This is a genomic window from Streptomyces sp. M92 (assembly GCF_028473745.1).
Classification (GTDB): Bacteria; Actinomycetota; Actinomycetes; order Streptomycetales; family Streptomycetaceae; genus Streptomyces.
Genome location: NZ_CP101137.1, coordinates 5,713,241 through 5,738,836, shown reverse-complemented (window position 1 = coordinate 5,738,836; position 25,596 = coordinate 5,713,241). Strand labels below are relative to the sequence as shown.

Here is a 25,596-nt window from a genome sequence, read left to right as displayed (position 1 = left end):
CACGGCCGGTCGTGGCAGGCACCGCTCGGGACGGGACATGCCACGACCGGCCGCGGTACGCCCCGTCCCGGCGCGTGGTTGTGTACGCCGGCGACTCAGCGGTTTCGCATTGGAAGGCTGTTCATGGACCCTGTCGACCTGCCCTCGCCCGTCGTCCGTCGCGCGTCGGCACGGACCGATGCCGGGGCACTGGAACGGGACCTGCTTGCCCGGGTGGACGGCGAGGTCCGCTTCGACGCGGGTACTCGCGCGGCCTACTCGACGGACGGTTCCAACTATCGGCAGGTGCCGATCGGGGTCGTCGTCCCCCGAACCGTGGAAGCGGCCCGGGCGGCGGTGGCGGTCTGCCGTGAGCACGGAGCGCCGCTGCTGTCACGTGGCGGTGGCACCAGTCTGGCCGGGGAGTGCTGCAACACCGCGGTGGTCATCGACTGGAGCAAGTACTGCAACCGGCTGCTGTCGGTGGACGCCGAGAACCGGCGATGCGTGGTCGAACCGGGCATCGTCCTCGACGACCTGAACCGGCAGCTCGCCGAGTACGGACTGCGGTACGGGCCGAAGCCGGCCACCCACCCGAACTGCACCATCGGCGGGATGATCGGCAACAACTCGTGCGGGTCGACGGCGCAGGCGTACGGCAAGGTGGTCGACAATCTCCGTCGCTTGGAAGTCCTCACCTACGACGGTCTCCGGCTCTGGGTGGGCCGGACCGATGACGCCGAGCTGGAGCGGCTGACCGCCTCCGAAGGACGGGAGGCGGAGCTCTACCGGGGCCTGGTCGCCCTGCGCGACCGCTACGCCGGGCTCGTGCGCGAGCGCTATCCCGACATTCCCCGGCGTGTGTCGGGCTACAACCTCGACTCGCTGCTGCCCGAGCAGGGGTTCGACATCGCCGGGCTGCTGACCGGGTCGGAGTCCACCCTGGTGACCGTCCTGCGCGCGGAGCTGGAACTCGTGCCCGTGCCGAAGCACACGGCCCTGGTCGTCCTCGGCTACCCGGACATCTGCCAGGCCGCCGACCACGTGCCGGCCGTCCTGGAGCACCAGCCGGCGGCGCTGGAGGGTGTGGACCGGCAGCTGATCCACTTCCAGCGGAAGAAACATCTCAATCCTGCGGCGCTGAAGGAACTGCCCGACGGTCGGGCGTACCTGATGGTGCAGGTGAACGGCGACACCCGTGAGGAGGCCGACGGCAGGGCCAGGGCCCTCATCGATGCCAAACCGGACGACGTCGACCACGCCTGGTTCGACGACGAGCAGCGCGTACGCGAGCTGTGGCTGGTACGAGAGTCCGGGCTCGGTGCCACCGCGCACGTTCCCGGTCAGCCCGACACCTGGGAGGGCTGGGAGGACTCGGCGGTGCCGGTGCACCGTCTTGGCGACTACCTGCGCGACCTCAAGCGCCTGTACGAGGAGTTCGACTACGGACACCCTTCCGTGTACGGCCACTTCGGCCACGGCTGTGTCCACACCCGCATTCCCTTCGACCTGGAGTCCGAGGAAGGCGTCGCCCGGATGCGGGCGTTCGTCGAGAAGGCCGCCGACCTGGTCGTGTCCTACGGGGGGTCGCTGTCCGGCGAGCACGGGGACGGACAGTCACGGGGCGAGCTGCTGGTGAAGATGTTCGGGTCCGAGCTGATCGAGGCGTTCGAACGGCTCAAGGGCCTGTTCGACCCGGACAACCGGATGAACCCGGGCAAGATCGTCCTGCCGTACCGTCTCGACGAGAATTTGCGCCTGGGCGCCGACCACCTGCCCTGGGAGCCGGAGACGGTCTTCGCCTTCCCGCACGACGACGGCAAGTTCAGCCGGGCCGCGGCCCGGTGCGTCGGCGTCGGCAAGTGCCGCTCGTCCGAGGGCGGGGTGATGTGCCCCAGCTACCGGGCGACCAGGGAGGAGGAGCACTCCACCCGTGGCCGCGCCCGCTTGCTGTTCGAGATGGTGCGGGGCGGCGGCGACGCACCGATCGCCCCCGACTGGCGTTCGAAGGACGTGCACGACGCACTCGACCTGTGCCTGGCCTGCAAGGGCTGCAAGACGGACTGCCCCGTCAACGTTGACATGGCCACCTACAAGGCGGAGTTCCTGCACCACCACTACAAGGGCCGGCTGCGGCCCCTCGCGCACTACTCGATGGGCTGGCTGCCGGCGGTGGCCCGGGTGGTCGCGCTCGCGCCCCGGACCGTCAACGCGCTCGCGGCACTGCCGTGGGTGGCCCGGGTGGCCAAGGCGCTGGGCGGTGTCGCTCCGGAACGGGACGTGCCCGTCTTCGCCGAGCAGCGCTTCACCGACTGGTGGCACGAGCGGGGCGGGCCTCGCGGTGACGGGCACCGGGGCGAGGTGGTGGTGTGGCCGGACACCTTCACCGACCACTTCCACCCAGCGATCGGCAGGGCGGCCGTCGAGGTGCTGGAGGCGGCGGGGTTCCGGGTCAAGGTGCCCGAGGCGGCGGTGTGCTGTGGACTCACCTGGATCTCCACCGGGCAACTGAACGTGGCGAAGCGAGTCCTCGGGCACACGATCGACGTCCTGCGCGAGGACCTGCGCAGAGGCACGCCCGTGGTGGGACTCGAACCCAGCTGCACCGCCGTCTTCCGAGCGGACGCGGCCGAACTGCTCCCCAAGGACCCTGACATCGAGCGGCTGCGGAAGCAGACCCGGACTCTGGCCGAGCTACTCGTCGAACGCGCCGACGACTGGCAGCCGCCGGCCGTCGACGCGCGGGCGGTGGTCCAGCGGCACTGCCATCAGTACGCCGTGATGGGCTTCGGCGCGGACCGGAAGCTGCTCGAACGGGCCGGCGTGGACGCCGACGTGCTGGACGCGGGCTGTTGCGGACTGGCCGGCGACTTCGGCTTCGAGAAGGGCCACTACGAGGTGTCCATGGCTTGCGCGGAGTCCGGCCTGCTTCCGGTGGTGCGGGCCGCCGACGACGCGACACTGGTCCTCGCGGACGGCTTCAGCTGCCGTACCCAGGTCGAGCAGGCCGGCACCGGGCGCGCCCCGCTGCACCTGGCCGAAGTGCTGGCGGCGGCCCTTCGGGGGCAGGACATCGAACCGGAACGTCCATCACCCCCGGGGCCCCGCGCCCTGCTGCCGCTGGCGGCCGTCGGCGGGGCGGCGGCAGCGCTGGCGGCGCTCGCGGCGGTGCGACGCTCCGCCCGTAACTGCTGACGCGCACACACCGCGCGACCTGTGCTCGTTGTCTCAGCGTGCTCGGACGAGGTCGCCGAAGGGGAGGGAGCCAAGAACATGGAGGGTGTCTGGTCGTTCGGACTGGCCGTGCTGATCGTGGCACTGGCCGGCATGGCCGCGCTGGGATCCAACTGGGTGAGCGAACGTGCCCGCATCCCGGCCCCGGCGTTCTTCCTCGTCGGCACCGCCGTGGCGGTGGACGTCTTCCCGCAACTGAGGAAGCTGTCGATGGCGACGGTGCAGGACGTCGTCACCATCGCCCTGGTGGTGCTGCTGTTCCAGGGCGGCATGGACATCGGCTGGCGCCGCTTCAAGCCGGAAGCCCGCGCCATCCTCTCGATCGGTGTGCTGGGCACCTTCGCCACCGCCGGACTCCTCGCTGTGGCGGCCCACCTCTTGCTCGGCCTGGACTGGCGCATCGCCCTGCTGCTGGGCACTGCGCTCGCGCCCACCGACCCGGCCGTCGTCTTCTCCGTCCTCGGCCGTCGGAAGATCACCGGCAGGACCGGTGTCCTGCTGCCCGGCGAGTCCGGTGCCAACGACCCCGTGGGCATCGCCCTGATGGCCGGCCTGCTGGGCACCTCCGCCGGATCGGCGCTCGGCACCGCGGGCCACACCGCGCTGCTCTTCGTCCAGGAGATGGCCATCGGCGCGGTGCTGGGAGCGGCGGGTGGCTGGGGGCTGAAGTTCCTGATGCGCAAGGTGCCGTTGCCGGCCGAAGGGCTGTACCCGCTGCGCACGCTGGCCGGGGCGTTCGCGGTCTACGGGCTGACGACGGTGGCGCACGGTTCCGGTTTCCTGGCCGTCTTCGTGGCCGGTGTTCTGCTCGGCGACGTCCGCGCCCCCTACAAGAAGGAGATCGAACGCTTCCACACGGCGCTCGGCAGCCTGGGGGAGATCGTCGCCTTCGCCGTGCTGGGGCTGACCGTGCCGCTGTGGACGTTCACCAGGGAAGGGGCGTGGACGGACGGCCTGCTCCTGGCGGTGCTGCTGGCTTTCGTGGTGCGGCCGGTCGTGATGGCCGCGCTGTTGTGGCGGATGCGCCTGAGCATCGGCGAACGGGTGTTCCTCGCCTTCACCGGGCTCAAGGGCGCCGTTCCGGTGCTGCTCGGCAGTTATCTCGTCAGCTCCGGGGTCTCGGACGCCGACCGCCTGTATGACGTGGTGTTCGTCGTGGTCGTCTTCTCCGTCATCGTGCAGGGCTCGCTGGTGCCGACGGTGGCCCGGTTGTGCAAGGTGCCGATGCGCTCGGTGGAGCTGGAACCGTGGGCGCTGGGCGTGCGCCTGAAAGACCGCCCCGAGGGAGTCGTGCGCCATGTGGTCGAGGAAGGGTCCGCGGCCGATGGAAGCAGGGTCGACGGGCTGGACATCGGCGAGGACACCTGGATCAGCATGGTCGTCCGCGAGGGCGGCATCATTCCGGTGAGCGGGTCCACGCAGTTGCGGGTGGGCGACGAGGTTCTACTCATCACCGGCGACAGCGACGAGGAGTGCGCGGGCCCGTTCACCGCCGGGCGGGAGTGACCAGGCGCGCCGGCGGCGCTGAACAGGATCCTTCCGTGCGCGGCGAGGCGCTGGGGACGGCCAACAGGCCGATCACTCGCCCACGGCGTTTCCCTGCGACGCCCAGGGTTACCCATGGGACTGTCGTCCGCCGTCGTGCGGGATTCACCGAAACGGGAACGGAGCGCCGTCCATGGCGAGCATGAAGGTGTCGGACTACATTCTCCAGCGGCTGCGCGACTGGGACGTCGACCACGTCTTCTCCTATGCCGGCGACGGCATCAACGGGCTGCTGGCCGCCTGGGGACGGGCGGACAACGACCCGAAGTTCGTGCAGGCGCGCCATGAGGAGATGGCCGCCTTCCAGGCTGTCGGATACGCCAAGTTCTCCGGCAAGGTCGGGGTGTGCGCGGCCACCTCAGGACCGGGTGCGGTCCACCTGCTGAACGGCCTGTACGACGCCAAACTCGACCATGTACCCGTCGTGGCGCTGGTCGGGCAGACCAACCGCAGCGCCATGGGCGGCTCTTACCAGCAGGAAGTCGATCTGGCGAGCCTCTACAAAGACGTCGCCTCCGATTTCTGTGAGACGGCGACCGTGCCGGAGCAGCTGCCGAACCTGATCGACCGTGCCATGCGCACCGCCTACGCCAGGCGGACCGTCACCGCGATCATCCTGCCGGCCGACGTGCAGGAGCTGGACTATTCGCCGCCGGGCCACGCGTTCAAGATGGTGCCCTCCAGCCTGGGACTGGGCCGCTCCGCACCGGTGCCGTCCGACGAGGACCTCCAGCAGGCCGCGGACGTGCTGAACGCCGGCGAGAAGGTCGCCGTCCTCGTCGGACAGGGCGCCCGCGGAGCCCGTGAAGAGGTGGAGCGGCTGGCGGAGGTGCTCGGCGCCGGCGTGGCCAAGGCCCTCCTCGGCAAGGACGTGCTGCCGGACGACCTGCCGTACGTGACCGGCGCGATCGGCCTGCTGGGCACCCGCCCCTCCTACGAGCTGATGCAGGACTGCGACACCCTGCTGATGATCGGCTCAAGCTTCCCGTACACGCAGTTCATGCCGGAGCTCGACCAGGCCAGGGCGGTGCAGATCGACATCGACCCGCACATGATCGGCCTGCGCTACCCCTTCGAGGTGAACCTCGTCGGTGACGCGCGCGAGACACTGCGACGGCTGCTGCCGCGCCTGCACCGCAAGGAGGACCGCGCCTGGCGGGACAAGGTCGAGAAGAACGTCTCCCGCTGGTGGGAGGTCATGCAGCGCCGGGCAGCCGTGGACGCCGACCCCATCAACCCGGAGTACGTGGTCCACGCCCTGGACGGCAGGCTGCCCGACGACGCCATCGTCACCGCCGACTCCGGCTCCGCCGCCAACTGGTACGCCCGTCACCTGCGCTTCCGCGGTCGGATGCGCGGTTCCCTGTCCGGCACGCTGGCGACGATGGGCCCGGGCGTGCCCTACGCGATCGGCGCCAAGTTCGCTCACCCCGACCGCCCGGCAATCGCCCTGGTCGGCGACGGCGCCATGCAGATGAACGGCATGATGGAGATGGTCACCGCGGCGAAGTACCACCGTGAGTGGTCCGACCCGCGGCTCATCGTCGCGGTGCTGAACAACGGCGACCTCAACCAGGTCACCTGGGAGATGCGGGCCATGTCCGGCGCCCCGCAGTTCGAGGAGTCGCAGCACATCCCCGACCTGCCCTACGCCGACATCGCCCGCAGTATCGGCCTGGACGGCGTCCGGGTGGAGAAGCCCAAGCACGTAGAGGCGGCCTGGGAACAGGCGTTGGCCGCGGACCGCCCCTTCGTCATCGACTTCCGCACCGACCCGGCCGTACCGCCGGTCCCGCCGCACGCCGAACTGGACCAGATCGAGGCCGCGGCCACCGCGATCCTGAAGGGTGACAGCGACCGCGGCTCCATGATCAAGCAGGGCTTCAAGGCCAAGGTGCAGGAGATGCTGCCCGGCAGTCGCCACCGCGGCGACCGACCCGGCGCCACGGACGACAGCAGCCGGACCGGCGACTGACAGCGGCCGCCGACTGGGCGCGCCAAGGGTGCCTCTTCGCCTCACTCGGGTCGGCCTGCTCGGGACCCGGGCACCCACGCGCGTGTGAGCCGCCTCGTTCATGGTACTTCGCCCGGCATGGCCGGTATCGAGCTCAGCAGCGCCGCGTTCCGCGACTACACCATGATTCCCGACCGCTATGCCAAGGACGGCGAGAAAGAACGTCTCCCTGCCGTTGGCATGGCATGGAGTGCCCGACGAGGCAGCGGAAGGAACGACACGACCGTGCACGACGACGCGCCCATCGCTTTCGGCGGTGAGAAGGCTTCCGGGCTGGGACGCTTCGGCGACTGGGTCGTGGACGAGTTCACCACCCACCACTGGGTGAGTCTCCAGCACGCGCCGCGTGAGTTCCGCTACTGAGACCGGCTACCGCTCACTCAGGTGTGGCATCGCCACAGGAGGCTTCGAGCGTCTCACGGTCCACCTGCTGGGCCTCTCCCGTGGGCACGACGACGACCGGGACGGCAGCTCCCTGGGCGCTCACAACGGCCGGGCGGTCCACGATCGCGTCTTCGGGGGAGAGCAGACCGCCTCTCAGGCCGAGGGAGGTGAGCCGCGCGCATACCTCTTCACGCACCCGCGTTCCGCAGTGCGCGCGGCGGATTGAGTCGGACCGGGTGTCTGGGCGCACTGCAGGTTCAGTCGGCTGTCTCGCCGAAGCCGAAGCTCGCCGACTTCTCGACCAGGGACCATCGGTGGCCGTGATCATCGCGCACTTTTCGGCCTGAGACTTGGAGTGACAGCGGGCTCATGCGGGGGCGATTGGTCCACGAGCCCGGTACCGGGTCCGAAACCCTGGCCGCCCCGGAGCGGCCGGGCTCAGGGTGCGGCCGGGCATGCACGCGCCGATCGAGCGAGAAAGGCGGCAAGGGTCGCGGCGAGCAGGAACCCGAACTGGAGAATTCCCTCGCTGGGCAGGTTCGTGAGGCGGTCACTGTCGCTGGAGAGCGCGGCGGCGGAGTTCTGGACCCGATCGCCGCACCGATCCCCCCGCGCGACCATGTTGAAGCTACGGCGACACCGGCGTCGGTAGGGCCCACCGCCGCGATGCTGCAGGCGTACAGCACGGTGCCGAAGACACCGGCGACGACCGGACGGGATCGGAACCGACGGGCCGGCCGCCCGGACAGCGGTCCGACAAGCATGACGCAGAAGTAGGACGGTGGCGGCTGGAGGGCATTCGGCGCGGAGAAGCACGACCGCGTGCGCCAGTTGCTGCGACCAGGACAGCACCAGCTCGACCGGACGCATCGACGTCCGCTGAGCAGGGTGAAGAACGGCTGAGTCTGGCCGATCGTGTATGTCTTGCTCGCGGCGCTTCGGTCCCGCTGTCCGCGTTGTCGGCCTGCCGCCGTTACCGGCCACCTGGGGCGGTGGCGGGTGTGAGGGAGAAGACACGGACGTGGCGGCCGCTGTGTCTGACGTACTCGTCGAAGACGGGCATGACTTCGAGGATGCGGTACCGGACCTCCTCCTGCTGGCGAGCGGTGAGCAGGTGAGCGTGGACGGGAATGGATGTGCCCTGCCAATCGATCACGGCATGGGGGTCCCGCAGAAGGTGACAGGACCAGGCCGGGTGGTGGCGCCGTCCGAAGTTCGTAGCCATGACCAAAAATCTTCCGGAAGTATCTTGGCCGGCGATCAGGGGGGTGAGGTGAGGTGTGCCGTCGCGGCGGGTCGTCCGCAGAACGGCGGTGGGAGACAGCATGCGGCTGGGCATCCAGCGGCTCCTTGTGAAGCGGTGGGCCAGCAGGTCAAGAGGTGGGAGCAGGCGCGGCCCCCAGTGCCGCAGGAGCCAACTGTTGCCCACGCCGGTCAGGAGACTCCGGTGGAGGCGTGCTGCGGCCTGCGCAGCCGGGCGACGGTGCTCGGGTGTCACTCGTTCTCTCCACGGTCACGGGTCGGCCTTCGGCCGTCGGTGGGGAAGGGGTGGCCTGTCAGGTGTTGCGACAGTTGCCACAGGCGTTCGGTGGCGCGTGGATCGGTGGCTCGTCGCGCTGCTCGGGCGAGGACGGGTGGACCGGAGCACTCCCATCGGCCGCCGGGGCCGAGAAGGTCGCCGCCGCCGATGCACGGGTCGGTGGCGGCTCGCAGCAGTGACAGCGCTGCCTGTTGCGGGGAGTGCCAGCGTGCTTGCATCCATTCCAGCACACGGGCTTCCAGGTGGCGCGCGTCTGCGCGCAGGGCGCGGGAGCCCAGGGTGGTACTGACCAGGCCGGGGTGGACGGCAATGGATCGCAGCGGCAGGTCCCGGGCCTCGGCGAAGGCGTGGAGGCCGCGGGTGAACAGCAGGTTCGCCAGCTTCGAGTCGAAGTACGCTTTCCATCGGTGATAGCGGCGTGGCGTCGCCGCCTGGTCGGGGCGGAAGCGGCCGAGCCAGTGGAGTACCGAGGTCACGTTCACCACCCGTGGCTGGGGCGCGTTGAGTAGCGCCGGCAGCAGATGACCGGTGAGGGCGAAGTGGCCGAGGTGGTTGATGGCGAAGTGGGCTTCGTGGCCGTCCGCGCTGCGGGTGGGGGGCAGGGCGGCGACCCCGGCGTTGTTGACCAGGATGTCCAGCCGCCCGGCGGTCAGGCCGAAGATGTCCCTGGCAGCTCGTCGTACCTGCGCCAACTCGGCCAAGTCGCACGGGACGTTGTCCACGCCGCGCACTCGCTGCCGCAAGGCGCTCGCTGCCGTGAGTCCTTCCTCCTCTGCGGCGGTGCAGAGCGTGAGGACGTGAGCCCCGTGGCGGGCCAGGTACTCAGCGGCCACCAACCCGATTCCCCGGCCGGCGCCGGTCACCACCGCCGTCTGCCCGGACAGGTCGGGAACCCGGGACAGCGACCACCCGCCCCTCGGGCGGGCCCAGCGCAGCCACGGCGGAGGAACCACGGCAGGATCGCGTCCGGGGGAGGCATCAGCCACGGTCCGGGCCCGCTGATCGTCAGTCATGTCAGGCTCAACGACGGTCGCCACAGAGAGTGGCGGCCTCAGGTCCGGTCAGGGGGGAGACGCCGGCGATGGCTGAGGTGGCGGCATCCGGCCGTGCGTGTGAACGGGCCGGGTTACAGCGGTAGGTACACGGTGGCCGTGCATACCGCGGTGCCCAGACCGGCTCCCAGGAGAACCTGTGCCGGTGTATGGACACGCAGGTGCAGGCGGGACCAGGCGATCGCTGCGACGAGCGGATAGAGCACGGCCCCCCACACGTGCACCTGGAGCGTTACGAGGGTGATGCTGGCTGCGGCCGAACTGGTGTGCAGGGAGACGTTGCTGGCCGAGGTGCAGACCAGTACCAAAGTGGTCAGGAGCAGGGCGGTACGGCCGAGTGCCATCAGAGCCGGAGGTGCGCCCAGGTGGCCGCAGACCAGCCACACGGCAGCCGCAGCGATGAGACTCATGCCCAGCAGCAGCAACCGTTGCCCGCGCTGGGAGGGCACGGGGCTCGGCCACCACCCCATGCGGGTGCCCGTGGTGGCAAGAGCGGCACACAGCAGCGCCCAGCTTCCGCTTCCCCCCAGCCCCCACAACAGCCCGTAGGGGTGCGGCCGGGTGAGGTGCCAGCCGACTGCGGCGCCGGTCACCACGGGCAGCAGCGGCGGGGTGAAGCACGTGCTGAGCAGCCGCGCCCACCACGTCCGGTCGTATTCCACAGTGATCATCAGCACGACCGGTGAACGACCGGTTCGCAGCGAAGTTGCACGGTCGGGCATATCCCCGCGTGGTCTCCCGCCGTTGTGCTGTACACAAGTCCGCCTTCTCAGAGGAGAACAGCATGGGACCAGCCGCCACCCGGCTGCATATCGACGCCGTGCACAAGGCGTACGGTCGGCGCTCCGTGCTTCGGGGCATCGACTTCACCGTGGCGGCAGGCACGCTCACCGGAGTGGTAGGGGAGAACGGATCGGGGAAGAGCACACTGCTCCGCATCGCCGTCGGGATGCTGGCGCCCGACCGCGGAACGGTCCGGCGCCTCGGCACGATCGGCTACTGCCCGCAAAGGTCGGTGATCAACGACATGCTGACCGTCGCGCAGCATCTGCGGCTGTTCCAGGTCGCCCACCGGCTACCGGACCTTCACTACGCCTGGGAACTGGTGGACCTGCTCGGATTTGACGCCGAACGACGCACTCGAGCGGGAGAACTCAGCGGCGGGACCCGCCAGAAACTCAACCTGGCCCTGGCACTCATGCATGACCCACCGCTGCTGGTACTCGACGAGCCCTATCAGGGCTTCGACTGGGACACCCACCAGCGCTTCTGGCACCTGGCAGGACGGCTGCGCAGCCGGGGCCAGGCCGTGGTCGTGGTCTCGCACCTCGTGCACGACCTCCACCATTTCGACACCATCCACCACCTGCGCGAGGGGCGACTGCACGCGGAGGCCGCGACGCGATGAGGCACCACTGGACCGCATTCACCGTCGCTCTCGGCTTCACCCTGACGGGCCACCTGCGAAACCGTCTGGCTATGGGCATGACCGCATTTTTCATTCCCACCTGGATTTACGTGGTCCGCGCGACCGCCCTGGACAAGAGCATCATCTTCCATACCAGCGCACTCGGCACCGAAGTGACCGCTTCGATGAACCGCACGATCCAGATCTCCAGCGCTCTGCACGCCGTCACCGTCATCGCCGGCTTCATGATGTTCATGGCAACCTTCAGCGCCCGGGACATGGACCAGCGCCTGGTTCTCGCCGGCTACCCCCGTTCCCACCTGCTTGCCGCCAAGCTCATCGCCCTGCTCTTGATCACCGCAGCCCTGACCTGCTACGCAACTGGTCTGCTGCTCCTGTCCTGGCCGCTGGCCCAACCATGGGCGGTCGCCGCCGCACTGGCCGCGGCGGTCCTCGCGTACGGCGGGCTGGGCCTCATGGCCGGCTTCCTGCTGAGAGGCGAACTGGAAGGCTTCTTCGTCGTGGTCATGGCCACGCTGATCGACGTCGGTATGCAAAGCCCCGTCTCCAACCCAGCGGGAGACCAGACCGGCTTGACGGCCCTGCCGCTGTACGGTCCCGCCCAGGCAGCTCTTGCCTCCGCGTTCACCTCCACGCCTTCTCTCGCCTGCTCCGCCCGCGCCCTCACATGGTTCATCGCGACCAGCGCCCTGGCCGCGGTCGTCTTCCTCCTGCGTACCCGGCACCATCACCGCCCCATGCCCTGCATCGAACCGGCCAGTACCCGCTCGAATGACGAGTGCCGGGCGGGAGCCGTCCCGCTGCCTCATGAGACACCGCAGAGTCTGGCGAAGGACGGCTAGCGAGCCCAACCCGCCTCGCAGCGAGCGGGACTGCGCGGGCGTAGTCGATCAGCCCGACGAAACGCATGGCACTGCGCAGGCGGTGATTGTGCGTGAGGCAAGCAATCGGGTGCTGAGGCTGCCCGGTGGGCAGCCCGGGTCAGGCGGGGCGGGCGGCCCAGACCGTGCGCTCGGTGCGAACGGCGAGATCCTCGCGGTGCAGAAGACTGGTCGCACTGCTGGTGTCCAGGAGCTCGTCGAGCGCGGCGAGATCCTCCGGGCTGAGAGCGGGGGCGGCGACGCTGCGGATGCGTTGCAAGACGCCGTAGGCGTAGCGGCCGATCGCTTCGCTGCGCGCTCCTTCGATATTGACGGTGAGGGTGCGTTCGTCCTCGACGGTGAAGCCGGCGGCGGTCAGCATCGGGCCCCAGTCTGCGCCGCGATGCGGTACGTGTCCGGCATGGAAGCTGCCGGTCGCGGCGTGGGCGCGCTCTTCGAGGCCGGGCCGGCTCTCCGGGGCGTGGGCGGGCAGGAAGCGGGGGACGCCCGCGAGCTCGACGACGGCGAAGAGGGCGCCGGGGGCGAGTAGCCGGCGGACGTTGCGCAGTGCGCTGTGGGGATGGTTCATGTGGTGCATCGAGGCCGAGGCCCACACCAGGTCCGGCCTGCCGAGGTCGGGCCAGTCATCGTTGTCGAGGTCGGCTTGCACGGTCCGTACCCGTCCCTGGACACCGCGGGCGCACGCCTTCTCGCGCAGGAGCTGGAGGTGCTCGGCCGAGGTGTCGACCGCGGTGATGTGCGCGTCCGGGAATCGCTCGAGGAGCGCGAAGGTTCCCGCGCCGGTCCCGCAGCCCAGGTCCACGATCTGCCGCGGCTGCTCCCGCAGCGGCAGCCAGGCGGTAATGGACGCTGTGTGCTCGGCGAGCACCTCGGCGTCCAGGTCGAGGATCTCCGCCTGACCGCTGTCGCTGTGCTCGTGGTGGCCGTCATGTGCATGGTCGAGCTGGTGACCGCTGTTGCCGTGGTGGGTGTGCTGATGCGTGTGGTGCATGGCTCCACCGTAGGCCCGCCATGCGCGGTCAGCACACGTGCTTGCGCAACGCGCAAGAAGGTGGCTTGCTGTACTGCCCGCGACGCAACATCGCCCACCGCACGTGGGCCTTCAGCTCGACTGCGGCCCGCTATGCGCAGGAGCCCTGGGCGCCTCCGCTGTCGGTCGCGGAGGCGTCGGAGCCGGCGTCCTTCTGGTGGCCGCGGCGGGCGTCGCGGTCGAAGATGCCCATGATCTCGCAGGGTCCGCCCTCGGCTCCGATGGCGTGCGGCATCATGGTGGGGAACTCGGCGGCCTGGTTGGTCTCGATGCGAAAGCGCCGGCCGCCCAGCATGAGGATGGCGGTACCGGACAGCACCACCACCCATTCGTGGCCGGGGTGAGCGCGCATGCGGGCCGGGTTGTCGGGCGGCGGGTCGGTCATCCGCTGACGCATCACGCTCATGCCGGGGTCGCCCTTTATGGGCCAGCGCATCAGGCCGTGGGCGCCGTCGATCATCGGGCTGATGACGACGTCATCGGCGGCGTTCTCCACGAGCTGGTCCAAGGTGGTGTCCAGGGCGCGGGCGAGGGTGACCAGCTGGTCCAGGGCGAGGCGGCGCTGACCGTTCTCGATGCGGCTCAGCGAGGACTGGCTGAGGTTGGCCCGGCCCGCCAGTTCCTCCAGCGACCAGCCCTGTGCGACGCGCAGCGCGCGGATCCGTCTGCGTACGAGGCTGTCCAGCTGCCCATCTTCTTGCGTCATACGCAGCATGCTATGCCGCGCATGCAGCATGCCCGACATGTCTGCGCAGACCTCCCACTACGAGAGCGACCTACTGCCCACCGACCTCGTCGACGTCGTGGTGATCGGCGGCGGCGCAGCGGGCCTGAACGGCACCCTGATGCTGGCCCACTCGCGCCGCTCGGTCGTCGTCATCGACAGCGGGGCCCCGCGGAACGCACCCGCAACAGCCATGCACGGCTCCATCGTCCTGGACGGCGCCCCGCTGATCGAGATCCTCAGGCGCGGACGCGAACAGGCACGCGAGTACGGCGGTCAGGTCGTCCTCGGGGAGGTGGCCGCAGCCGAACCCGCCGCACCCACGGCCGACGGTGACCTGCGCTTCGCCGTCACAATGGCCGATGGCTGCCCGCTGACGGCGCGCCGGGTGCTGGCGGCCACCGGCCTGCGCGACGTGCTGCGAACCCGTGCTGGAGAAGGTCCGCGTGCCCCGCACGCGGTTGGGCCGGCCTCGCGTCCGCCCCGACCGCGTGCGGGCCGACAAGGCATACATCTCCCGCAGGAACCGGGCCTACCCCGCCGTCGCGGGATCCGCTGCGCCATCCCGGACAAGACCGACCAGGCGCGCAACCGCCGGAAGCTCGGCTCCCGCGGCGGCCGACCGCCGCGCTTCGATCTGGTCGACTACCGGCAGCGCCATGCCGTTGAGCGCGGATTCAGCCGCCTCAAGAGGAACCGGGCTGTCACCACGCGGTACGACAAGCTCCCCGTCCGTTTCGAGGCGACCGTGCTGGTCGCAGCGATCAACGAATGGCTATGACTCTGTCTCGCGCGTCATCACGTAGATGTTCCCGACGTCCGGATCGCCGTACATGAAGAACAGCACCAGCCCATCGTGCTCGTCGCGGTCCACGAAGAAAGGCCACGAGTACGTCGACGGGGCTCCGGAGCCGAGGGGCCGGCCGCAGTCACGCGGAAGCGTCTCTCGGCGCGGGTCCGGGTCGTCAGTGCGAGCCGGACGGCCTGTCAGCCGTCGTCGTCGGTCAGTTGCCAGGTTCCCGCACCGGAGAGACTCCAGCCGTCCTCGAAGTCGAAGTCCTGCCCGTCGAGTTTTTCGAGAAGGGCCGACCCGTCTTCGCGGAGCACCACGCGGGTCCCCTCGACGTTCTCCCAGCTCCCGGCGACTTCGGCCGCTGTGGCGTTGTGGAGCCCTGTTGCCTCGTAGTACTGGTAGGGACCCGCACATGCAGTCAGAACGGTCAGCATGACCATCAAGCTGCCAAGGGCTGCTACCCACGCACGCAGCCTGCTTCTACCGGCCATCAGCCCCTCCCGCCCCCAGCCCGCGTCGGTCAACCGACAGGAAGGGGCTGCGGGAAGCCACCTTGCCAAACTCTCTGAACGTGTTCGACTATGCGCTTGGAGAAGCCGACTGGGGGCTGTCCTTACTGCGCACCGGAGACGGCTGCAGCGCGGCCCCGCTGCTCGTAGTGGACGGTGGTCGGGACGTCGTACCCGCGTGACGAACGGCGAGTCGCCGGCCCGTCTGGCGCCGCACGGCACCTACCTGTCCGTCCCGCACGGCGACCACCTCCTCGACAATGCGCGGCCCGACCGGCTGCCCCGCATCAACGACCACATCACACACACCCTGACGGGAACACCGCCATGAACCACTTCACCCGACTAGACCGTCCTCACTTCCTTGCCTCCTCCCGTTACGGGTGCGTGTGTCATGACGACTGAGCACCGTTGTGGGGAGCGCCGGCGTGGGCGAGGGCACTGGACGTACGGCAGCCGACGATGGCCGGGGCCTCCTGGACGAGCGTGTCGTCGGTGAGGGCTTCCACCATGAACTTCGCGAAGTCCACCCGGCGCGTCAGGTCGCTGGCCAGTACCGGGTCTCCCACATGCCGGCTCCACACGGGCAGACCTTGGCTTTCGCCTTCTTCCAGGCTGCTGCCGCGCACCACGGTCCACCGGGTGTCGCTGGCGAACACCCGGCGGCAAGCCTCCACTTGGTCGTCGATCTCGACGGCCCGGAAGAGCTTGCCGAGCACGGCTGCGACCCGAACGCCTGCGGTGAACATCCGCGAGTACTTGTCCTTGCCGTCGCGCGTGATGTGCCACCCACAGGAGAAGACGAGACGCGCGCCCGGCCGTGCGTGGTCGAGCACCGCCTGCGCCGTGCCCGACGCGTACTGCTGCACGCCCCAGGGCACCAGCACCGTCAGCACCCCGTCGCATCCGACGACCGCGCGCCGGATCACCTCCGGGTCGTTGGTGGGCCCGGGAACCACGGTCATCCGGCCCTCGAAAGCGGCCAGTTTCGGCACGCTGCGCTCCCGGCACACGCCGACCACCTCATAGCCGCGCTCCAACGCGTGCCCGACCATGTACTGCCCGAGCTTCCCCGAGGCCCCGACGACGCAGACCTTCTTCACGTGATCCGTGCTCATGCCGCGTTCCCTTCGCCGACCCCTCAGCCTTACCTTGTAAGGCAAGGTAGCCTTACACCATAAGACGGTCAAGGGAACGGAAGGGGAGGGCCGGATGCGCGAGGGAGGCAAGAGCCGGCGCGCGACGTCGGCGCGCGTCCCGCTCAGTCGCGAGCGCGTGATTCGTACGGCGGTGGCGGTGGCCGACGAAAAGGGGGCGGCCGCACTCACCATGCGGGCCGTCGCCGAACCTCTGGGAGTCGAGGCGATGTCGCTCTATCACCACGTGAAGGGCAGAAAGGACATCCTCGACGGCATGGTGGACGTGGTCTTCAGTGAGATCGACCTGCCGCCGCGCGACACGGAGTGGAGGAGCGCCATGCGCCACCGGGCTGTTTCCGCCCGTGCCGTCCTCCGACGTCATCCGTGGGCCATCGGTCTGATGGACTCACGCGCCCAGCCCGGCCCTGCGACCCTGCGCCACCACGACGCCGTCATCGGGGCGTTGCGCGCCGCGGGCTTCTCCGTCTCCATGGCCGCACACGCCATCTCGCTGATCGACAGCTACCTCTACGGCTTCGTGCTGCAGGAGCTGAGCCTGCCGTTCACCGGCGCGGCGGAACAGTACGAGGCCGCTGCCGCCATCTTGCGCAACATGCCAGCCGACACCTACCCCCACCTCACCGAACTGGCTGCCGAGCACGTTCTCCGGCCCGGCTACGACTACGCCGACGAGTTCACCTTCGGCCTCACTCTCGTCCTCGACGCCCTCCACCCGGACGAGACCGCGAGCGCTTGACGTCTCTCTCGGCAGCGGCTGAGCAGGCCCTTCGTGAGGTGGTTCGCAAGAGACTCCGCGCCGCGGAATCGTCACGCGCCGGAGTCCTGCCGCGGGGCCGGCGTGCCGTGACCGCACGGCCGGTCAGGCGGGGCCCGGTTCAATGAGCCGTGTCACGCTCGCGACGATCGCCAGTACCGAGGCGATCACGCGAATTCCCACAGCACCGGGCCGAGACCGGACAGGGCTCAGCACCCGCGAGTGCCACCAGCCGAGCCCCGAAGACGCGAGGTGAGGTCCCTCTCGCGCCCGGTGTTCACACCGGGCTGCCCCCGCCTGCCCGTTTCAGCGCGGCAGCGCGTCGAGGAAGGGGGTGGAGACCACGTGGTACGGATCGAGCCGGTGCGGGATCGCGACCGCCTCGTCCCAGCCCGGACCGCCTCCGGCGCGCAGGGCTTGCTTCGGGGCCAGCCCGTGTGAGGACGTCCGGGTCGGACCACGCGGCTGTCTCGGTGCGGGCCCAGCCCTTCGACCACTCCACACGGACGGGTCTTCCAGGCCGGTCACGCGGATCCCCACCTGGCCGTTGACCGGGTACTCGCCCCCTGCCGCGCACTCGGCGAGCAGCGTGCGGCAGAGGGCGGCGAACCGGCTGACCACCCACTGCAGATCGGCGCGGCGAGTGAGAACGGCATACCCGTGGGGCGGACGCGGTCGCGCTGTGCGAGTCGCCGTCCGAAGCGACGATCAGTTCGGTCGCCGCCGACCTGGGGATCAACCCCGACCCCCTGCGGGACTGGGCAAGGGCTGCCGGAGCGCCCCGTCCACGGCAACGGCGGACGCAGGAACCAGCCCAGTCGCCGCCCCCGCTGGAAGCGGAGAACGAGGCCCTGTGGAAGAAGGTCCGCGAGCTCGAGGAGAAACGTGAAGTCCTGTGGAAGGCCGCCAAGTACTCGGCCGGGAAGACGCGGTGGCGAGCCCCTTCCGGCTGCGGGGTCCGCCGTACCGGGCTGCCCCGGACGGCGGACACCGAACGTGCGGCGGGCATCTCCGTGTACGAGGCCGCGGTCTTCCCGCTCACATCCGGCGGCGTGAGCAAGGCCGAACAGAAGGCCCGCCGCACCGTCGCCTACCGATCGCCGCCCATGAGGCGCGCCCCAGCGCGGTCCGGGTATCGGCGGACGCGGCACTGGAAGCGATCGACGAGGGCCTGGACCCCGACCGCGCACAGGCCGCTGTCCGCGAGCTGGCGCTCACCGCCTGCGACTGCCGCGCCGCACGCTAGTGCCGGGACCGGAAACGATGGCCGGGTTGGTGGTGACGGTCCCGTGCGCGTTGGACAGTGGGGCGCGGACAGGGTGACGTTGTGTTTCCAGACGTGGGCACCTTGAAGTTGTTGGTCGTGGCGTTCCTGACATTGTTCTTCCTCGGCGTATCGTCACTCGTCGTCTACCGCAGGAAGGTGCAGCGCTTGCGGTTGGTCATCGCGGTCAACGTGGTGGGTGCATTGGGAGTTGGGAACAGATGGCTGTCGCCGGGCCGTCGAAGGCTGATGAGAATCAGCAACGGTCCTGGGCACCGGATCGTGATGTCGTCAACGTGTCGGCGTCCGTATCCTTCGGCGGGTGAGTCTGATCGAGGGGGGGCCAGGGCAAGCTGAGCTCGTCGTGCGGGGGTCGGGGGCGCTGGCGGCCTCTGTCCGCTTGTTCGACTGGTCGCGTGCGGATGAGTACGAGTCCATCTTCGCGGTGGAGGCCGTTGCTGATGGTGTGCGTGCACGGCTCGAGAATGTGACCGTCACCGTCTGGGATGACATGAGCGAGTTCTTCGACGGCCTCGCGCGCGACTTCCGTGGCTGGGGGAGGGAGCGGGTTTGGATCAACGACCGTCTGGTCGTGACGGCGACCTTCGGCTCGGGTGGTCATGTGTATCTGGACTGGACGCTTCGGTCCGGCTTCTTTCCCGGTGACTGGAAGTGCACGGTGACGACCGTGATCGAAGCCGGTGAAGGCATGACGGCTGTAGCTGCGGACCTGCGGAGATTTCTGCGTCAGGGGTAGGTCGCCCACATCGCCCGGCAGGCACTGCCGCGTTCGGTTCAGCCGACGGCCTGCTGCTCACCGCGGGCGCGGGTGGTGGCGAGACGGTAGGAGTCGGTGCCGGTCTGAATGATGTTGCCGCCAAGGTGAGACGGTCGACGACGGCCGCGCAGAGACGGGGGTCGGTAAAGGTCTTGGTCCAACCGCTGAAAGACTCGTTGGAGACGATGGCGACGCTGTTCTTCTCCTCGCGTTCGGGCAGGAACTGAAAGAGAGGTTCAGCTCCGCGGCGGTCGAGTTCCGCGTAGCCGAGCTCGTCGATGCAGAGCAGGTCGACTCGGCAGTAGCGGGCGATGGTCTTGGTCAGCTGCTTCTCGTCGGAGGCTTCGACCAGCTCGTTTGAGGCAGAGAGGCTAGCCCTTCTTGCTTCACTTGGATCGGCCGTCCACGGCTTGCTGTCGGCGAGTGCTGGTTCCGAGGTCAGCTACTCCAGCAGTACGCCGCACTCGTGCCCGTTGAACCTCACGCTGTCGTGGGCGAACAATCCGTGGAAGATGCGCGGCAGCAGATCGCGGCGGGAGGGGCACTGGCGCCGCGGAACCAGGCAGTGCCAGCACAGCCAGCCCAACGGCACATAGTGGACCCGATGGGAGGCGCTCGCCGAACGTCGGCGCCGTCCTCCTGTGGCGCCGTCCCCTCGTCATTGACCCGTAGCAAACGCCGGCCGACGACGTCGACGAACAGGAACGACGCATAACGCGCACCGAACCGATCACGCAGGCTGTCCGCCACGACGTCGAGGGAGCGCACCGGCGCGGCATCCTCCGCTGCTGCCAGTACCTCGGCCAGCCCGACCCGGTCACGCTTCACTGCAGCCTCCCTAAGTTACGGACCTTCTTCCCGCCGACGCCCTGGTCATCACAGCCACAACAGCCGCCTCCACCCCAGGGACCACGGTGCACGTGACCTGAGCCACCCAGACTTCGATGGCACTGATCAATTTTCGCTGTCACAGGACAGCCCAGCCTCCGCACCCTGGAGGCCTACCAGCTTCTCCTTCTGCGCGAGGTGTGGGCAGCGATCACCCTGGCGGAGGTGTGGGAGCACTCAGCTCGACACCGTGGCAGGCCTGCTCGGCCGGCAGCTCCCGAAGGTCAGAGAGATACCGCTGGCCCCCAAGGAGGGCCTGACCGCGTTCGCGGACTTTCCCCACCAGCACTGGAAGAAGATCCAGTCAACGAACTCGCTGGAGCGGCTGAACCGGGAGACCAAACGCCGCACCGACGTCGTCCAGGTCTTCCCGAACCCGGCCGCCATCCTCCGCCTGGCCACCGCGGTCCTCGCCGAACTCCACAGCGAATGGATCGCCTTCCGACGCCGCTACCTCTCCGACGAGAGCATGGACGCCCTCCACCGCGATGCCCTGACCGCCCTGCCCGCCGCGTCAGACGACTGATCGCCTACACCACGAGAATGGACATGACCCTCCAGCTCGCCCGCCCGCTGGCCACCGGTCTTCGACGAGCCTGGGAGAAACCGGCGGAGCCGAACAAACTGACGCCCGCCCGCGTCCGCAGAGGGTTCGAAAGCCTGCGTGTCGAAGACCGGGTCTCCAGCCGGTGAACCGAAACCGACCCGGCCCGGGCCAGACAGGCCGCCGGGCTCGAAGAACCGCTGTCCGGCCACCCGCCGCGACGTGGGCTGGGGCCGAGGCGGATGCCAAGCGGAGGTTCCAGGAGGCCCTGGAACGCAAGGCAGTCGCCGGCCGCTCTCGTCAGGCCCGCGAGGACGGTGGCCTCAATCTCATGGACTTCATCGGGCCCAGGGGTCGGAACCGTACCTTCCGTCGCAATTACGGCTGATCGCAGCCCGCCTGCGCACTTGGACGGTCCTTGTTCCTTTGCCCTCCGGTGGCCAGATTCTTTCACTTGGTGGCTGTCCGGCCACTGACGCTTCGCAGGGAGAAAGCACATGCTTGGGCGCATGAACATTCTCTGGGTCCTCGCTCACCCCGAGCAGCGCTCCCTCAACGGCTCCCTGATGTCCGACGCGCTCGGTGCCCTAGACGAGCTCGGGCACGCGTACCAGGTGTCGGATCTGTACGCCATGAAGTGGAAGGCGGTCCTCGACGCCGACGACTTCGGCGGCAGGCCTCCCGGCGGTGAGCGGTTGTTCGTCGGCGCTGAGCAGGAACGCGCGTACGCGGCAGGCGAGTTGAGCGCCGACATCCGAGCCGAGATCGAGAAGCTGCTCTGGGCGGACGTGCTGGTCCTGCAGTTCCCCCTGTGGTGGTTCGGGCCTCCGGCGATTCTCAAGGGCTGGTTCGACCGGGTCCTGGTCCAGGGCCTCGGGTTCGGCGTGAAGGCACCGGACGGGCACACCCGCCGGTACGGGGACGGCGGTCTGGCCGGCAAGCGGGCCCTGGCCGTCACGTCAGTGGGGGCACGGTCGTCCGGGTTCGGGCCCCGCGGGATCCACGGGCACGTGGACGAGGTGTTGTTCCCGCTGCTCCACGGCACGTTCTGGTACACGGGAATGGCGCCGCTCAAGCCGTTCGTGGCGTACGGCGCGGACCGGCACGACGCGGCGGACTACGCCCGCACGTCCGCGGCCCTGCGGGAGCGGCTGAGCGCGCTGCCCGGCGAAGTACCGCTGTCCTACCGGCCCGAGGCAGGCGGTGAGTACGACGGGGAACTCGTCCTGAACCCCGGCCTCGCGCCGGGCCGTGAGGGCCTGGGGGTCCACGAGCGGTGAAAGCGCAGGACGTCGTGCGGTCCGGTTACTGACCTTCAAAGCGTGGTCTCGGTGGGCTGACGGCTCATGATCCCGGCGGTATCCCGAGTAGATGAGGTATGCCCAGGGTGGCGGCCTGACCGGGTCTGCCGTGAAAGGTCGCGGTTGGAGGCGGCCGAGCTGTTCTGGTACGGCGACCAGAACACGGTCATCGCGCACGACCTGCGTGTCAGCGCCCGGTCAGTGCAGCGCTGGCGTAAAGCCTGGTCGCAGGGCGGGCAGAGGGTCCTGGCCTCGAAGGGGCCGACGTCGCTGCCGCCGCTGAGCGACGACCTGTTCGCCGTGCTGGAAGGTGAGCTGCTCAAGGGTCCGGTGGCACACGGCTGGCCGGACCAGATCTGGACCCTGCCACGCATCACGCTGATCGGGCGCCGGTTTCACGAGAGTCACACCGTGCAGGGCGTCGCCGCCCTGCTCAAGCGGCACGGCTGGAGCTGCCAGGTTCCTGCCCGCCGCGCGATCGCGGTCGAAGAACCAGCTGGACTGGGAACGGGCGGTGATCGACTCCTCCCACGTGCGGGCTGCCCGACGGGGCCCAAAAGCGGGCCCAGCCCGGTCGACCGCGCACGGCCGGGCAGCAAGCACCACCTCATCGTCGACGGACAAGGCACCCCACTCGCGGTGTCACTGACCGGCGGCAACCGCAACGACGTCACTCAACTGCTGTCGCTGCTCGACAAGATCCCGTCCATCGCCGGCCGGGTGGGTGGACCCAGCCGACGTCCGGATGCTCCGCTGGCCGACCGCGGCTACGACCACGACACCTACCGTCGGGAGCTCCGTCAACGAGGCATCCGCCCCGTGATCGCCAAGCGGGGCAGCCCACGGCACCGGCCTGGGGCACCTTCCGCTACGTCGTCGAGCGCACGGTCGCCTCGCTCCACGGCTTCCGCTGCCTACGCATCCGCTGGGAACGACACGACGACATCCACGAAGCACTCCTCGTCTTGGGATGCGCCCTCATCTACTGGAGGCGTGCCATCCCACGACAGCAGACGGCCCCTGTACCGCATGGACCGTGAACTGTAGATGCTGGTCAGTGCACGCGTTCACCGCACTCTGCTGGGAACAGGACGGCGCTGGGCGGCAGGTCGGCCGGACGCCATCCCGTCACCCGCAGGCACGCCTCAACAGAGCCGTTCGCGGGCGGGTATTCGAGGGCAACCTCGTCCAACACAGCGATCTGGCCGCCGACGTGTAGTTCCGCCGCGTGCATGCCGCTCGGGAAACAGCCGGCCAGAGCCCCGAAGGCTGCCGTGTCATTGCTGTCGGCGACGCACTCTCGGATCTCGAAACGCCAGTGCTCGGCCGCGTCGGCAAGCAGTGCCCTGCCCCGCTTGCCCAGTTCAGCAAGGAGAGCTGAGCGAGCTCGCAACTGGTGGGCGATGGTGCAGCAGATCGGGACTGCTGTGCCATAGGACGTCGTCACCCGCGTGTACTCGCCGTGGGGATAGGACGACAGGGCCTCATCGACCAGCCCCAACGCGGCGTCCCGTGCTGCCGGGTGACCCTGCCTCGCGATGTCCAGGAGCAGAGGGGTCGCGACCGCGGCCGCCGGAAACACCGCGGCACTGTGGCCATGGCCGATTCCGCCGTCGCGGAGCAACGAGCTGGCCTCAGCCACTTCCGCCAGGTTTGCTGCATCCGCCAGCGCGCGCAGACCTCGGGCGGCACGAGCCGGTTCATACCAGTCGGGATGGCCAGGTATGGCACCCCAGTCCACCGCGTTGATCGCATCCAACACGACAGCATCCTCGCACCTGGCTGTACCCACTGCCCCAGGGCCGACGATGCCTCGTGAGTCATTCCGTTAAAAGTTCTTACGAGCTGGTGCGTGATTGTGGTCGAGGCATGTTTTGCCTGATCAGGGCCATGGTCACGCGTTGGCGGTGCGGCCGGAGACGGGGCCGGCGATGGCCTGGTGGGTGTCGGGCAGGGACTCTCGCCGGTGCGTCCAGCGGGTCAGCTGCTTCCAGCGTTTGTGGTCGGCGAGCGTGTGCTCGACGGTGATGCGCTTCGCCGCGATCGACACCGCGATGGCGGGCGGTGCGCTATCCGCCGTGCGGTGCGATCCTGCGCAGGGCCAGGAGGGTGGCGTCGTCCGAACGGTGCGGGCCGTCGAGGCGGGCGACGAGGTGCTCGGCGTAGGCGTGCAGCCCCTCCCTGGCCGGGCCCGGGGCCGCCGTCCGCAAGGAGGTCTCGGCGGCGTCGAGGAAGCGCAGCGTGTCGAGGTCCGGGTCACCGCCCCGGCGCTCGGTGAGGCCGTCCGAGTAGATGAGGACGATGTCGCCGATCCGGAGCGGGGTCTCGTCGGCGGTGTAGGGCGCCCCGGTCAGCACACCGAGGGGGAGTCCCGGCCCGCCGGGCGGGGCGGGCAGGGATGTGGCGCGCCCGTCGCGGACCAGCACCGGGGTGGGGTGTCCGGCAGATACCCAGCGCAGCAACTGCCGCTCGGGGTGGTAGCTGGCGATGACGCCGGTGGCGGTGGACTCGGTGCCGTCGGCGCAGGCGGTCTCGTTGAGCCAGTACGTCAGTTGCTCGACCGGCCGCTCCGTGTAGGCGAGCCCGGCGAGGGCATAGCGCAGCTTCGCCATCAGGGTGACCGCGGACAGTCCGTGGCCCCGGGCGTCGCCGAGGGCGACCAGGAGCCGGCCGTCCGGCAGTTTGCGAGCCTTGTACCAGTCGCCGCCCACTCCCGCCTCGCGCGCGTCCGGCCGGTAGACGGCTGCGGCCTGGAGACCGTAGGCGGCCAGCTCGTCGTGGAAGTGCGGCAGCACCGCTTCCCGCAGGGCCTCCGCGACCTCCCCGAGCGTCTTGGCGTGCTGGCGCTGACGACGTGCTTCCCGTTCGGCGTGGTCTGCCGTCTCACGGCGGCAACGCTCGGCGGTGACGTCGGTGAGCACGGCGCGGACGCCCCAGACCAGCATCCCGGGGGCGATCCGTACGGGCTCGGCGATCATGCGGGTGATCCGGTTGGTCCTGCCGGCCAGGCGAAGTGTGCAGTCCGCGGTCCGCTTCCGAAGGATGACGTCGTACAGCATCTGGTAGAGGCCGGGCAGACTGTCGTCCGTGACGGTGCCCGCGAGGTCGGACAGGGTGGGCAGTGGGGTGCCGTGCGCCAGCCCGAGGACCTGGCGGAATCCCAGAGAAGGCTCGACGCCGTCGTCCCCGAGGTTCCACTCCGCCCAGCACGTGCGTACCAGATGCTGGGCGGCGGTGGCCATGTGCCCGCGGTGGCCGGGTTCCCAGCTGAGCAGCAGCTGGTCACCGCAGGGGCTGACACGGACTTCGGTGATGAGCCGTACCGGCCCGGAAGGGCTGCCGACCACCCACTCGACGGCTTCGGGGCCCTGGACCGCACGGTCGTGGTGCGCACGGCTGATCATCCCGACGATCGGCGTCCGGCGCAGGGCGGGAAACCGGGCATACAGCGACATGGGCCCCGACCACGGTGAGAGCGTGCTTTCGGGAAGCCGCTCGGTCACGTAGGCGACGGCCGCCGCGTTCTGGGTCGTGTGGAGGGTGTCGACGATCTCGCCGTCGTCACCGGGCACGGGAGTCACCAACAGGGCCGGCACGGGGAGCGCGTCGAGGACCTCCTGTCCCGTCGGGGCCGGCGACACTGGCGGAATCCGTGGTGGGGGATGTATGTCCGGAGCGGCCTGGTGGTCGGTGTAGTAGTCCCGTGTGTAGGACCGGATGCGCCGCCGCTGGGCCTGCAGCAACCCTCTGATCGCCTCCCGCTCCAGGCGGGCACGTGCGTCGCGCACCGGGG

Annotated in this window: 23 protein-coding genes and 6 pseudogenes; 16 read left to right on the top strand and 13 right to left on the bottom strand. The window is 69.4% G+C overall.

Translation table 11 applies throughout. From position 1 onward, the window contains the following. Window positions 1–123: 123 nt before the first annotated feature. The 4 genes from M6G08_RS26010 (at window position 124) to M6G08_RS36095 (ending at window position 7,135) form a co-directional block, all read left to right on the top strand. On the top strand, window positions 124–3,174 hold the full coding sequence (locus tag M6G08_RS26010) for an FAD-binding and (Fe-S)-binding domain-containing protein (RefSeq protein WP_272589560.1): 3,051 nt from the start codon (window positions 124–126) through the stop codon (window positions 3,172–3,174). A gap of 78 nt (window positions 3,175–3,252) precedes the next feature. Next, the gene (locus tag M6G08_RS26005; protein ID WP_272589559.1) at window positions 3,253–4,719 is read left to right on the top strand and encodes a cation:proton antiporter domain-containing protein; all 1,467 of its coding nucleotides are present in this window, start codon (window positions 3,253–3,255) and stop codon (window positions 4,717–4,719) included. A gap of 181 nt (window positions 4,720–4,900) precedes the next feature. After that, entirely contained in the window at window positions 4,901–6,733 is a 1,833-nt protein-coding gene (locus tag M6G08_RS26000; protein WP_272591431.1) for a thiamine pyrophosphate-requiring protein, read from the top strand. 117 nt (window positions 6,734–6,850) lie between these two features. Next, window positions 6,851–7,135: a hypothetical protein gene (locus M6G08_RS36095; protein WP_272589558.1), complete on the top strand. Its 285-nt coding sequence runs from the start codon at window positions 6,851–6,853 to the stop codon at window positions 7,133–7,135. 994 nt (window positions 7,136–8,129) lie between these two features. On the opposite strand, the gene M6G08_RS25990 is transcribed toward M6G08_RS36095, so the two are convergent. From M6G08_RS25990 to M6G08_RS25980, 3 genes are all read right to left on the bottom strand, one after another. Continuing rightward, window positions 8,130–8,483, bottom strand: a complete 354-nt coding sequence (locus M6G08_RS25990) for a nitroreductase/quinone reductase family protein (RefSeq protein WP_272591430.1) — start codon at window positions 8,481–8,483, stop codon at window positions 8,130–8,132. Window positions 8,484–8,650: 167 nt separating this feature from the next. Next, on the bottom strand, window positions 8,651–9,709 hold the full coding sequence (locus M6G08_RS25985) for an SDR family NAD(P)-dependent oxidoreductase (protein ID WP_272591429.1): 1,059 nt from the start codon (window positions 9,707–9,709) through the stop codon (window positions 8,651–8,653). Window positions 9,710–9,822: 113 nt separating this feature from the next. Beyond that, a complete protein-coding gene (locus M6G08_RS25980; RefSeq protein WP_272589557.1) occupies window positions 9,823–10,419 on the bottom strand; it encodes a phosphatase PAP2 family protein in 597 nt (198 codons plus the stop codon). A gap of 113 nt (window positions 10,420–10,532) precedes the next feature. Here M6G08_RS25980 and M6G08_RS25975 point away from each other — a divergent pair, with 113 nt between their 5' ends. Together M6G08_RS25975 and M6G08_RS25970 are read left to right on the top strand one after the other, a co-directional pair. Beyond that, complete coding sequence (locus M6G08_RS25975) at window positions 10,533–11,156, top strand: ATP-binding cassette domain-containing protein (protein WP_272589556.1); 624 nt, start codon at window positions 10,533–10,535, stop codon at window positions 11,154–11,156. A 71-nt stretch (window positions 11,157–11,227) separates the two neighbouring features. Further along, the gene (locus M6G08_RS25970) at window positions 11,228–12,019 is read left to right on the top strand and encodes a hypothetical protein (protein ID WP_272589555.1); all 792 of its coding nucleotides are present in this window, start codon (window positions 11,228–11,230) and stop codon (window positions 12,017–12,019) included. Between the two features lie 139 nt (window positions 12,020–12,158). Here the strand turns inward: M6G08_RS25970 and M6G08_RS25965 are convergent, their stop codons facing one another. Further along, window positions 12,159–13,049, bottom strand: a complete 891-nt coding sequence (locus M6G08_RS25965; RefSeq protein ID WP_272589554.1) for a class I SAM-dependent methyltransferase — start codon at window positions 13,047–13,049, stop codon at window positions 12,159–12,161. Window positions 13,050–13,179: 130 nt separating this feature from the next. Then, window positions 13,180–13,794 carry a type II toxin-antitoxin system RelB family anti-toxin gene (gene relB, locus M6G08_RS25960; RefSeq protein WP_272589553.1) on the bottom strand — a complete coding sequence of 205 codons (615 nt, stop codon included), beginning with the start codon at window positions 13,792–13,794 and terminating at the stop codon, window positions 13,180–13,182. Window positions 13,795–13,801: 7 nt separating this feature from the next. Here relB and M6G08_RS36090 point away from each other — a divergent pair. Both M6G08_RS36090 and M6G08_RS25950 read left to right on the top strand, forming a co-directional pair. After that, window positions 13,802–14,014, top strand: a pseudogene (locus M6G08_RS36090) (FAD-binding protein); the annotation flags it as partial. A 220-nt stretch (window positions 14,015–14,234) separates the two neighbouring features. Further along, a pseudogene (locus tag M6G08_RS25950) lies at window positions 14,235–14,593 on the top strand (transposase); the annotation flags it as partial. 206 nt (window positions 14,594–14,799) lie between these two features. On the opposite strand, the gene M6G08_RS25945 reads toward M6G08_RS25950, so the two are convergent. Further along, complete coding sequence (locus tag M6G08_RS25945) at window positions 14,800–15,039, bottom strand: hypothetical protein (RefSeq protein WP_272589552.1); 240 nt, start codon at window positions 15,037–15,039, stop codon at window positions 14,800–14,802. Window positions 15,040–15,292: 253 nt separating this feature from the next. Here M6G08_RS25945 and M6G08_RS25940 point away from each other — a divergent pair, with 253 nt between their 5' ends. Next, window positions 15,293–15,445 (top strand): hypothetical protein, encoded by a 153-nt coding sequence (locus M6G08_RS25940; protein ID WP_272589551.1) that lies wholly within the window; start codon window positions 15,293–15,295, stop codon window positions 15,443–15,445. Window positions 15,446–15,506: 61 nt separating this feature from the next. On the opposite strand, the gene M6G08_RS25935 is transcribed toward M6G08_RS25940, so the two are convergent. Next, the gene (locus tag M6G08_RS25935) at window positions 15,507–16,232 is read right to left on the bottom strand and encodes an NAD(P)-dependent oxidoreductase (protein ID WP_272589550.1); all 726 of its coding nucleotides are present in this window, start codon (window positions 16,230–16,232) and stop codon (window positions 15,507–15,509) included. A 94-nt stretch (window positions 16,233–16,326) separates the two neighbouring features. Between M6G08_RS25935 and M6G08_RS25930 the strand changes: the two genes are divergently transcribed. Continuing rightward, window positions 16,327–17,010 (top strand): TetR/AcrR family transcriptional regulator, encoded by a 684-nt coding sequence (locus tag M6G08_RS25930; RefSeq protein WP_272589549.1) that lies wholly within the window; start codon window positions 16,327–16,329, stop codon window positions 17,008–17,010. Between the two features lie 324 nt (window positions 17,011–17,334). On the opposite strand, the pseudogene M6G08_RS35905 reads toward M6G08_RS25930, so the two are convergent. After that, window positions 17,335–17,679 (bottom strand): annotated as a pseudogene (locus M6G08_RS35905) (cholesterol oxidase substrate-binding domain-containing protein); the annotation flags it as partial. A 935-nt stretch (window positions 17,680–18,614) separates the two neighbouring features. On the opposite strand from M6G08_RS35905, the gene M6G08_RS25920 reads away from it, so the two are divergent. Further along, window positions 18,615–19,049, top strand: coding sequence for a DUF6228 family protein (locus tag M6G08_RS25920; protein ID WP_272589548.1), 435 nt, complete (start codon window positions 18,615–18,617; stop codon window positions 19,047–19,049). Window positions 19,050–19,087: 38 nt separating this feature from the next. Here the strand turns inward: M6G08_RS25920 and M6G08_RS25915 are convergent. Further along, window positions 19,088–19,428 (bottom strand): annotated as a pseudogene (locus tag M6G08_RS25915) (ATP-binding protein); the annotation flags it as partial. A 239-nt stretch (window positions 19,429–19,667) separates the two neighbouring features. Then, a pseudogene (locus M6G08_RS25910) lies at window positions 19,668–19,898 on the bottom strand (serine/threonine-protein phosphatase); the annotation flags it as partial. Window positions 19,899–20,136: 238 nt separating this feature from the next. Here M6G08_RS25910 and M6G08_RS25905 point away from each other — a divergent pair. The 5 genes and pseudogenes from M6G08_RS25905 to M6G08_RS36075 form a co-directional block, all read left to right on the top strand. After that, window positions 20,137–20,484: pseudogene (locus tag M6G08_RS25905) on the top strand (transposase); the annotation flags it as partial. A gap of 17 nt (window positions 20,485–20,501) precedes the next feature. Next, window positions 20,502–20,651, top strand: coding sequence for a hypothetical protein (locus tag M6G08_RS36085; protein WP_443048957.1), 150 nt, complete (start codon window positions 20,502–20,504; stop codon window positions 20,649–20,651). Then, entirely contained in the window at window positions 20,648–20,890 is a 243-nt protein-coding gene (locus M6G08_RS36080) for a DUF5302 domain-containing protein (protein WP_443048955.1), read from the top strand. The genes M6G08_RS36085 and M6G08_RS36080 overlap by 4 nt, the downstream gene beginning before the upstream one ends. A gap of 121 nt (window positions 20,891–21,011) precedes the next feature. Beyond that, window positions 21,012–21,782: an NAD(P)H-dependent oxidoreductase gene (locus tag M6G08_RS25895; RefSeq protein ID WP_272589547.1), complete on the top strand. Its 771-nt coding sequence runs from the start codon at window positions 21,012–21,014 to the stop codon at window positions 21,780–21,782. 144 nt (window positions 21,783–21,926) lie between these two features. Then, a complete protein-coding gene (locus tag M6G08_RS36075) occupies window positions 21,927–22,850 on the top strand; it encodes a transposase (RefSeq protein ID WP_443048953.1) in 924 nt (307 codons plus the stop codon). A 7-nt stretch (window positions 22,851–22,857) separates the two neighbouring features. On the opposite strand, the gene M6G08_RS25880 is transcribed toward M6G08_RS36075, so the two are convergent. The 3 genes from M6G08_RS25880 to M6G08_RS25870 form a co-directional block, all read right to left on the bottom strand. After that, window positions 22,858–23,565 (bottom strand): hypothetical protein, encoded by a 708-nt coding sequence (locus M6G08_RS25880; RefSeq protein WP_272589546.1) that lies wholly within the window; start codon window positions 23,563–23,565, stop codon window positions 22,858–22,860. Between the two features lie 132 nt (window positions 23,566–23,697). Then, window positions 23,698–23,853, bottom strand: a complete 156-nt coding sequence (locus tag M6G08_RS25875) for a hypothetical protein (RefSeq protein WP_272589545.1) — start codon at window positions 23,851–23,853, stop codon at window positions 23,698–23,700. Window positions 23,854–23,872: 19 nt separating this feature from the next. Further along, entirely contained in the window at window positions 23,873–25,591 is a 1,719-nt protein-coding gene (locus M6G08_RS25870) for a PP2C family protein-serine/threonine phosphatase (protein WP_272589544.1), read from the bottom strand. Window positions 25,592–25,596: the final 5 nt, after the last annotated feature.